Origin of the sequence: Microcoleus sp. OTE_8_concoct_300 (assembly GCF_031383065.1) — a bacterium.
Lineage (GTDB): Bacteria > Cyanobacteriota > Cyanobacteriia > Cyanobacteriales > Microcoleaceae > Microcoleus.
This window is the reverse complement of record NZ_JANMZH010000698.1, coordinates 1-2157: the sequence shown is the minus strand read 5'-3', so window position 1 is coordinate 2157 and position 2157 is coordinate 1. Positions and strand designations below refer to the sequence as shown.

At 42.0% G+C, this 2157-nt stretch carries 1 protein-coding gene and 1 pseudogene; one reads left to right on the top strand and one right to left on the bottom strand.

Translation table 11 applies throughout. The features are described 5' to 3' along the window. Positions 1–709 precede the first annotated feature (709 nt). Positions 710–1732, top strand: coding sequence for a hypothetical protein (locus ACUVJL_RS31575; protein WP_445249442.1), 1023 nt, complete (start codon positions 710–712; stop codon positions 1730–1732). Positions 1733–1841: 109 nt separating this feature from the next. Here the strand turns inward: ACUVJL_RS31575 and ACUVJL_RS31570 are convergent. Further along, positions 1842–2157 (bottom strand): annotated as a pseudogene (locus ACUVJL_RS31570) (hypothetical protein); the annotation flags it as partial.

Sequence of the window (2157 nt, the reverse complement as noted above, 5' to 3'; positions counted from 1 at the left end):
TTTTGGCAATCTCTGGATAAGAGTGTCCTTCCCAAGCCTGCCGCAATACCAGTATGTGAATATCGTTGAGATGCTCTTGTTTGAGAACTGAGTCGAGGAAAATCAGTGCTTCGTCGATCGTCATTTATTTAAAATTATCGGGTGTGTTAGCGCAAGGGTCGTGGTTCCTGTCCCCAAGTGGAGAAATTTAAGCAGTTATACTTAAAAAGTATAGCATATTTTGCACTCAGGATATAACTATTTATAACTTTTTCTCACAGACGCCTCTGCCGCATCCGAGTTATTACTGAATCAAGGTAAATTTAACCAGTGAATAGCAATATTAAGAGAGAAGGATATTTTATGAAAATGCCCAATAAAAAATTCTCGCTAACTCTTGCTGTAAGTATTTTGGTTTTATCACCTTTTGGTCTTCTCGTGAGACAAAAAAACTAATGTGGTCGGTAATTTTGTCTATGAAAGTGGCTGCTGTGTTACTAGAGAAGGTCGTGATAAAAAAGCAGGGACTTTTGGATTAACAGGTTCTGGAGGAGCAGATGTATTCGTTGATTAGTGCCAAATACTTACTCACCCTTCGGTACTCATCAATGAGACACGCGATCGCTCTTGTTTTAGTAGGGATATGAAGTGCGATCGCATCCTAGTTATCTGGAATAGTAGAAAGCGATCGCTAAAACTAAAAATTTTCCACAAAGTGAGAAACTAAAATATGAAACGCATAAAATGTATTCTGATTGGGTTATTCCTAGCCAGTAGCATAGGTGTCACAGATGCCTACGCCCAGAGCGATAAACCAAGTCCGCAGGCATCGCCACCACTAGGTTCTACTCAGGTTGACCAAACAGATTGGGATGTCGAAAAAATTTTAATAAGCAAGTCTCTAGACAATCCCAAATTTTACGTAGTGCTTTTAGTGATGCTAATTGCTGGAGGAGTTGGCGGGATTGTTTTTGAGTTGCTGAACCTGCAAGGCAATATTGAGCGACCCCACGCACCCACGGAGGATGACTTCGCAGCAGAACTTGCTTACGCTACTCCACCGAATGTAATTGATTTGGGCATTTTTGCAAGAATTATTATTGGTGCATGTGCTGCTGTTCCTGCTATGGCGTATATCGAACCAAAGACCGTATTGACTTTATTAGCAATGTCCTTACTCGCTGGTTCGACAGGCACTGCTGTCTTCCGTTCCTTGCAAGATCGATTCTTAATAGCCATCACTCAGCAAGAGGCAAGTGAAAAGAAAAGAAAAATCAAGCGAAAAAATAATATTGCTAAGATAGACAAGGCGCTCGCGGCTGTTGAAACCCTACAAAAGGAAGTGGAAACAAAATCAGAGAGTCCGGAAGGAACAACCGATCTAATAATTCCAGAAGGCACTGTTTTAGTTTTAGACCGCAGTCGTTTCGAGGAAGTCAGAAAAGTTATATTGCAGGTTACGGGGGTAAATACTGAAAAAGAAAAAGCGGTCGCTGCTTTGGAAAAGTTAGAGGAGGTATTGATCAAGTATTCAGTTAAGCAGCAAGGAACGAACGATCTGAAATTTACCAAAAACACTTCTATAAACTGCGATTTGTTTGGGAATGTCAAGGACTGCTTGAGTCAGGCTAAAGGAGCTAATGAGCTAACTGCGATCGCTGATAATAGCGAGTCATCTCAACCAGCAACCCAGATCCAAAACCACCTGAAAACGATCGCAAACCCGATCGGACATGATATAACTGGTTATTAAGTTTCAGCGCCTCTGCTTGCTTAAAGCGAGCTTCTGGTTCTTGAGTACGTCCTAAATTACTCAATGCTATGCCTCGGTTGTACCAAGTTTCGTAGCGATCGCTCTTGTGTCAGTTGGATAAAGAAAGGGCGATCGCACCACTCCGATCGATTTGTTTGTTTATATTGTGACTAATTTGGCTATTTGGTAGTGCGACGGTTACTTGCGCCTGTTGCGCTTTCCGTCGCATAACTGACTGAACGTTACTCTTGGTGACTTTTTCTCCAAATAGCCGACTGAGAACTTGCCATAACTGAAAGCCAACAAACTTAATGTATTCGGCATCATAACCCGCGCTTTTGGCAATCTCTGGATAAGAGTGTCCTTCCCAAGCCTGCCGCAATACCAGTATGTGAATATCGTTGAGATGCTCTTGTTTGAGAACT

What these genes read in the sequence shown, in the direction of transcription:
- ACUVJL_RS31575 (WP_445249442.1), top strand. Translation starts at nt 710, where the DNA reads ATGAAACGCATAAAATGTATTCTGATTGGGTTATTCCTAGCCAGTAGC.